Annotated in this window: 7 protein-coding genes; 6 read left to right on the top strand and 1 reads right to left on the bottom strand. The window is 64.9% G+C overall.

Features of this window, described 5'->3' with window-relative positions; translation table 11 throughout:
• Positions 1–362, bottom strand: a 362-nt coding sequence (locus AAG816_RS27240) for an AAA family ATPase (protein WP_341992859.1), incomplete at its 3' end; no start/stop codon positions are given.
• 508 nt (positions 363–870) lie between these two features.
• Here AAG816_RS27240 and AAG816_RS27235 point away from each other — a divergent pair.
• The 6 genes from AAG816_RS27235 (at position 871) to AAG816_RS27210 (ending at position 6,715) form a co-directional block, all read left to right on the top strand.
• Positions 871–1,320: a SufE family protein gene (locus tag AAG816_RS27235; protein WP_341992858.1), complete on the top strand. Its 450-nt coding sequence runs from the start codon at positions 871–873 to the stop codon at positions 1,318–1,320.
• 223 nt (positions 1,321–1,543) lie between these two features.
• Positions 1,544–1,738 (top strand): 4Fe-4S binding protein, encoded by a 195-nt coding sequence (locus AAG816_RS27230; RefSeq protein ID WP_341992857.1) that lies wholly within the window; start codon positions 1,544–1,546, stop codon positions 1,736–1,738.
• A 95-nt stretch (positions 1,739–1,833) separates the two neighbouring features.
• A complete protein-coding gene (gene sufB, locus AAG816_RS27225) occupies positions 1,834–3,315 on the top strand; it encodes a Fe-S cluster assembly protein SufB (protein WP_341992856.1) in 1,482 nt (493 codons plus the stop codon).
• Between the two features lie 45 nt (positions 3,316–3,360).
• Entirely contained in the window at positions 3,361–4,119 is a 759-nt protein-coding gene (sufC, locus tag AAG816_RS27220; RefSeq protein ID WP_341992855.1) for a Fe-S cluster assembly ATPase SufC, read from the top strand.
• Entirely contained in the window at positions 4,119–5,447 is a 1,329-nt protein-coding gene (gene sufD, locus AAG816_RS27215; RefSeq protein ID WP_341992854.1) for a Fe-S cluster assembly protein SufD, read from the top strand. The genes sufC and sufD overlap by 1 nt, the downstream gene beginning before the upstream one ends.
• A gap of 26 nt (positions 5,448–5,473) precedes the next feature.
• Positions 5,474–6,715 carry a cysteine desulfurase gene (locus AAG816_RS27210; RefSeq protein ID WP_341992860.1) on the top strand — a complete coding sequence of 414 codons (1,242 nt, stop codon included), beginning with the start codon at positions 5,474–5,476 and terminating at the stop codon, positions 6,713–6,715.
• The last annotated feature ends 119 nt before the right edge of the window (positions 6,716–6,834 follow it).

Raw genomic sequence — 6,834 nt, 5'->3', positions numbered from 1 at the left:
TCGATGTCTTCGTAGGCGCCGTTCTCCTCCAGGAAGTTGATGGAGGTGATGACGCCGCGACCGGCGCAGCCGACGCCGGGCTCAGGCCCGCCGGACTCGACGCAACGGATGTCGCGATAGCCGACCTTCATCACCTCTTCCAGCTCCAGATCCTCGACGCTGCCGGCGGCAGCGGCCAGGCTGAGGATGGTGTCCTGGGCCTTGGCGTGGAGGATGAGGCGGGTGGAGTCGGCCTTGGGATCACAGCCGACGATGAGGATGCGATGCCCCATCTCGGCCAAGGCCGCCAAGGTGTTCTGGGAGGTGGTCGATTTGCCGATGCCCCCCTTACCGTAGAATGCGATCTGTCGTAGTGCCGACATCTGGATCTCCTTCCAACCGTTCACAGGAACTGGGGTCCCTGCGCAGTGCCGCCGGTGTCGGCGGCTTCGTGTTGCGGTGCGGATGCAAACTTGCTCTTTCAAGCCAGAGCGCGGAGCCAGCAGCCAAATCGCTTTGCACAAACTGATTTTGCAACTCCCATGCCAGTGCTTTCGGTTTGCTTGGCGCTTGATTGAAATCATTCAAAATCAATGTTTTGCGCTTGATTTGGCCGAAGGGCGGACAGGTGTTTCAAACCCGACATCCCTGCACCTGATCCGACGACTTCGAACGAAGCTGTCCGAAAGAACACAGCGCCTTTCTCAGGGCCCGCGCGTACGCGGGCGGGATTGCGCCCGCGCGCGGAGCCGCGCGGAGAGAGGGGGGAGGGAACCCGGCACGCCGCGGGGCGGTATGAGGATTGCTTGCGCTGACCTATCGGGCGCGCGTGGCGCGTCTCGGACGTTCCTGCCCCGGCGCCGCGCGCGGGGCGCCCCCTGCGAGGCCGCCATGGATATGGACCTGACCACCGCCCCGGAGCTGCCCTCCATCGAAGACATCACCGAGAATTTCGCGCTGCTGGACGATTGGGATGACCGCTACCGCTATGTGATCGAACTGGGGCGTGCACTCGCGCCTCTGTCGGAGGCGGAGCATGACGGCCAGTACAAAGTGCCCGGCTGCGTCAGCCAGGTGTGGCTGGTGACGAACGTCGGCCCCGGCCCGGTGCTGCACTTCCGCGGCGACAGCGATGCGCAGATCGTGCGCGGGCTGGTGGCGATCCTCCTCGCCATGCTGTCCGGCCGGAGCGCCGCCGACATCCTGGCGGCGGACCCGGTGGCGGTGTTTGAGCAATTGGGGCTGCGCGAGCATCTCACCCCGCAGCGCTCCAACGGTTTCCGCTCCATGGTCGGGCGCATCCGCGCCGATGCCCAGGCGGCGATGCGGCAGGCGGCCTGAGGCGGCTGGGGCGCGCGCTGCGTCCGGTGCGATGGGGCGGGGCGGGCTGTCGGACACGGGCCTGTCGCAGTCGCGACAGCCTGTCGGGGGCGCGACAGGGTGGGGCCGACCGCACGGCGCAAGTCCTTGTAAAATCGTTCCAAGGTGGGCTGGCACGGGGCTTGCGTTGAACAGCGGGCGAGATGTCGAACGGACATGTCTCGCGCGCTCGGGAGATCCGTTGATGGCCTACAAAATCGTCGCCTCACAATGCACCGTGTGCGGTGCCTGCGAATTCGAATGCCCCAATGCGGCCATTCGCCTGAAGAACGACATGTACATCATCGATCCGAAGAAATGCACCGAATGCGAAGGCAGCTTCGACACTCCGCAATGCGCGGCGGTGTGCCCGGTGGAGAAGACCTGCATTCCCGCATGAGGCGCCGTGCGGCCCCCGCGGATGGGGCCGCCTTGCGGCATCCGGCAAGGGGCATGGCCCCCTTAAGGGCTTGAAACTGTTAAGGGGACTTGAGCATGGCAGCCGTACAGGAGACCGTCGAGCAGGTTCGCCGCATCGACGTCGAGCAATATAAGTATGGCTTCGTCACCGAGGTCGAATCCGAGAAGCCGCCGAAGGGCCTCTCGGAGGACATCGTGCGCTACATTTCGGCCAGGAAGAACGAGCCGGAGTGGATGCTGGAATGGCGCCTGGAGGCCTATCGCCGCTGGCTGACCATGCGCGAGCCGGAATGGGCACGGGTGAATTATCCGCAGATCGACTATCAGGATCTGTATTACTACTCCGCGCCCAAGAAGAAGCCGGAACTCTCCTCTCTCGACGAGGTGGATCCGGAAATCCTGAAAACCTATGAGAAGCTGGGCATTCCCCTGCGCGAGCAGGAGTTGCTGGCGGGCGTGGTGCGCCCCGAGGGCGAGCGCAAGATCGCCGTGGACGCGGTGTTCGACAGCGTGTCGGTGGCCACCACCTTCCAGAAGGAATTGAAGGATGCGGGCGTGATCTTCATGCCCATCTCGGAAGCCATCCGCGAGCATCCGGAACTGGTGAAGAAATATCTCGGCAGCGTGGTGCCCACCTCCGACAATTACTTCGCCACGTTGAATTCCGCTGTCTTTTCTGATGGTTCCTTCGTCTATGTGCCCGAGGGCGTGCGCTGCCCCATGGAGCTGAGCACCTATTTCCGCATCAATGAGCGCAACACCGGGCAGTTTGAGCGCACGCTCATCATTGCCGACAAGGGCGCCTATGTGAGCTATCTGGAAGGCTGCACCGCCCCCCAGCGCGACGAGAACCAGCTGCACGCCGCCGTGGTGGAACTGGTGGTGATGGACGACGCCGAGATCAAATATTCCACGGTGCAGAACTGGTACCCCGGCAATGCGGACGGGGTGGGCGGCATCTTCAATTTCGTCACCAAGCGCGGTGACTGTCGCGGCCGGAATTCCAAGATTTCCTGGACCCAGGTGGAGACCGGATCGGCCATCACCTGGAAGTATCCCAGCTGCATTCTGCGCGGGGACAATTCCAGCGGCGAATTCTATTCCATCGCCATTTCCAATGGCCACCAGCAGGTGGATAGCGGCACCAAGATGATCCATCTGGGCAAGAACACGTCCAGCCGCATCATCTCCAAGGGCATCGCCGCCGGCGTGTCGCAGAACACCTATCGCGGTCTCGTCTCCGCCCATAAGAAGGCGGACGGCGCGCGCAATTTCACCGCTTGTGACTCCCTGCTCATCGGCGACCAGTGCGGCGCGCACACCGTGCCTTATATCGAGGCGAAGACGCCGTCGGCGGTGTTCGAGCATGAGGCCACCACCTCCAAGATCTCCGAGGACGTGCTGTTCTACTGCGTCCAGCGCGGGCTCTCGCAGGAAGAGGCGGTGGGCCTGGTGGTGAACGGCTTCGTCAAGGAAGTCCTCCAGCAGCTGCCGATGGAATTTGCCGTCGAGGCGCAGAAACTGATTTCGATCTCGCTGGAAGGCAGCGTCGGCTGACGCCGGCGCCCTCCGCTCTCCCCTGTGCAATGGAAGGAATTCGCGATGACGGCCCTCCTGGAAATCCGAAACCTTCAAGCCGAGGTCGCCGGCCGGCAGATCCTCAATGGCCTCAACCTCACCGTGAACAAGGGCGAGATCCACGCCATCATGGGGCCGAACGGCGCGGGCAAGTCCACGCTCTCTTATGTGCTGGCGGGCAAGCCGGGCTATGAGATCACCGGCGGCGAAGTGGCGTTCAATGGCGAAGACCTGTTCGCCATGGCCGCCGACGAGCGCGCCGCCAAGGGCCTGTTCCTGGCGTTCCAGTATCCGCTGGAAATTCCCGGCGTGGCGACGCTCACCTTCCTGCGCGCCGCTCTCAATGCCCAGCGCCGCACCCGCGGCGAAGAGGAATTGTCCTCGCCGGACCTGCTGAAGCGGGTGCGCGAATTGGCCAAGAAACTGTCCATCGATGCGGACATGTTGCGCCGTCCGCTCAATGTGGGCTTCTCCGGCGGCGAGAAGAAGCGCAACGAGACCCTGCAGATGGCCCTGCTGGAGCCGCTCTTGTGCGTGCTGGACGAGACCGATTCCGGCCTCGACATCGATGCGCTCAAAGTGGTGGCCAATGGCGTCAATCAATTGCGCGCGCCGGAGCGGGGGATGATCGTCATCACCCATTATCAGCGCCTGTTGGATTACATCGTGCCCGACGTGGTGCATGTGCTGGCGGCAGGCCGCATCGTGGAAACCGGTGGCAAGGACCTGGCCTTGCAGTTGGAAGCCACCGGCTATGCGCAGTATCAGAGCGAGGCGGCGTGATGAACGCCCCCGTCAGCATCAAGACCGAGGCCGAGACCGGCCTTGCGGAGACCTTCGCCGCCGCCCGGCCGCATCTGCCCGGTGGCCCCACGGTGGCTGCGGCCCGCGCGGCCGCCTTCGCCGCCTTCTCCGCCAGCGGCCTGCCGCACCGGCGCATGGAAGCGTGGAAATATACCGATCTGCGCCGGCTGATGCGCGATGCCAAGCCCTTGGCCGGCGCCCCCGATGCGCTGGCCCTGGATCAGGCCGGCACCGCCGGTGCGCTGCTGGCAGGCCTGGATGTCCGGCGGCTGGTGGTGGTGAACGGCACCTTCGTGCCGGAGCTGTCCGATCTGGCCGATCTGGAGCCGGGTCTCGCCATCCGCGCCATGGCCGATGCCCTGGCGGCGGACAATGCGGTGCTGAACCATGGCCTGGGCGATCTGGTGCCGGAGAGCGAGCCGGCCTTGGCGCTCAATACCGCTTTGGCCGGTGACGGCGTGGTGGTGACGGTGGCGCCCGGCGCGCGCATCGAACGGCCGCTGCATCTGGCCTTCATCGCCACCGGCGCCACGGCGACCGCCATGGTCACCCGCTCGCTGGTGGTGATCGGCGCCGGGGCGACGGCCAGCCTCATCGAGACCCATGAAGGGCCCGGCGGCTGCGACTATCAGGTCAATACCGCGTTGCAGCTGGTGCTGGGCGACGGCGGGCAACTGGACCATGCCAAGATCATCCAGGAGGGCGGCGGCGCGCTGCATCTGGGCACGCTGCTGGCCCATGTGGGCGCCAACGCGATGTTCAATGCCTTCGCCTTCACCCTGGGCGGGCTGGTGGTGCGCAACCAGATGTTCGTGAATCTCGCCGGCGAGGGGACGCAGGCTAACATCAGCGGTGCCAGCCTCTTGGCCGGCAAGCAGCATGGCGACACCACTTTGTCCATCGTCCATGCCGCGCCCGGCGGCCAGAGCCGCGAAGTGTTCAAGGCGGTGGTGGATGAGAGCGCCCGCGCGGTGTTCCAGGGCAAGATCAGCGTGCAGCAGGCGGCGCAGAAGACCGATGCCCGCATGATGGCGCGGGCCTTGCTGCTCTCGCCCGATGCGGAGGCCGATGCCAAGCCGGAGCTGGAGATCTTCGCCGACGACGTGCAGTGCGGCCATGGCGCCACCACCGGCACGCTCGATGAGCAATTGAAATTCTACCTCCAGGCTCGCGGCATTCCACCGAAGGAGGCGGAGGCGCTGTTGATCCTGGCGTTCGTGGGCGAGGCCATGGACGGCATTGCCCGTGAAGGCCTGCGCGCGGCGCTGGAAACGGCCACCGAGGCGTGGCTGGCGGCGAGAGACTGAGACGCGGCTGAGACGAGGATGAGATGATGCACCCGGCGGTCCACAATGGCAGTTACGACGTCGCCCGCATCCGCGCGGATTTCCCCATCCTGGACATGAGCGTCTATGGCAAGCCGCTGGTCTATTTGGACAATGCCGCCTCGGCGCAGAAGCCGCAAATGGTGCTGGACCGGATGAACCAGGCCTATACCTCCGAATACAGCAATGTGCATCGGGGCATGCATTATCTCGCCAATGCCGCCACCGAAGGCTATGAGGGCGCCCGCCAGCGGGTGGCGAACTTCCTCAATGCCCGGCACACCGACGAGATCATCTTCACCCGCGGCGCCACCGAGGCGGTGAATCTGGTAGCGCAGACTTGGGGCCGCGCCAATATCGGGCCGGGCGACGAGATCGTGCTGTCCATCATGGAGCATCACGCCAATATCGTGCCCTGGCATTTCCTGCGCGAGCGCCAGGGGGCGGTGATCAAATGGGCGCCGGTGGACGAGGACGGCAACTTCCTCCTTGAGGAATTCGAGAAGCTGCTGACGGACCGCACCAAGATCGTCGCCATCACCCAGATGTCCAACGTGCTGGGCACGGTGGTGCCGGTGAAGGAGGTGATCCGCATCGCCCATGCCCGCGGCATTCCGGTGCTGGTGGATGGCGCCCAGGCCAGCGTGCATCTGGATGTGGACGTGCGCGATCTGGATGCGGATTTCTATGTCATCACCGGCCACAAGCTCTATGGCCCCACCGGCATCGGCGCGCTCTATGGCAAGGCGGAGCTGCTGGCGCAGATGCCCCCGTTCAATGGCGGCGGCGAGATGATCCGCGAGGTCTCCCGCGAGACCATCACCTATGGCGATGCGCCCCATCGCTTTGAGGCCGGCACCCCGGCCATTGTCCAGGCCATCGGCCTCGGCGCGGCGCTCGATTATATCGGCTCCATCGGCAAGGCCAAGATCCGCGCCCATGAGGCGGATCTGGTGGACTATGCCACGCAGCGGCTGCGGGAGATCAATTCCCTGCGCATCTATGGCTCGGCGGTGGGGAAGGGGGCCATCGTCTCGTTTGCCATCCAGAACGCCCATGCCCATGACATCGCCACCGTGATCGACCGCTCCGGCATCGCGGTGCGCGCCGGCACCCATTGCGCCATGCCGCTGCTGGAGCGGTTCGGCGTTCCGGCCACCTGCCGGGCCTCGTTCGCGCTCTACAACACGCGGGCCGAAGTGGACGCTCTGGCGGATGCCTTGGTGAAGGCGCAGGCGTTTTTTGCGTGATGTTGTTGAGCGATCGATCATAAAAAGAGGTGATCGGGTGATCGGTCGTGCGTCAGGTCGCTGGGTCGCCAGATTGACCGGGCGCATCCACGCTCCCTCCCCCCATGGGGGGGGGGGGG

The organism is Azorhizobium sp. AG788, assembly GCF_943371865.1.
GTDB lineage: Bacteria > Pseudomonadota > Alphaproteobacteria > Rhizobiales > Xanthobacteraceae > Azorhizobium.
The sequence above is the reverse complement of the archived record's forward strand: the minus strand, read 5'-3'. Positions and strand labels throughout refer to the sequence as shown.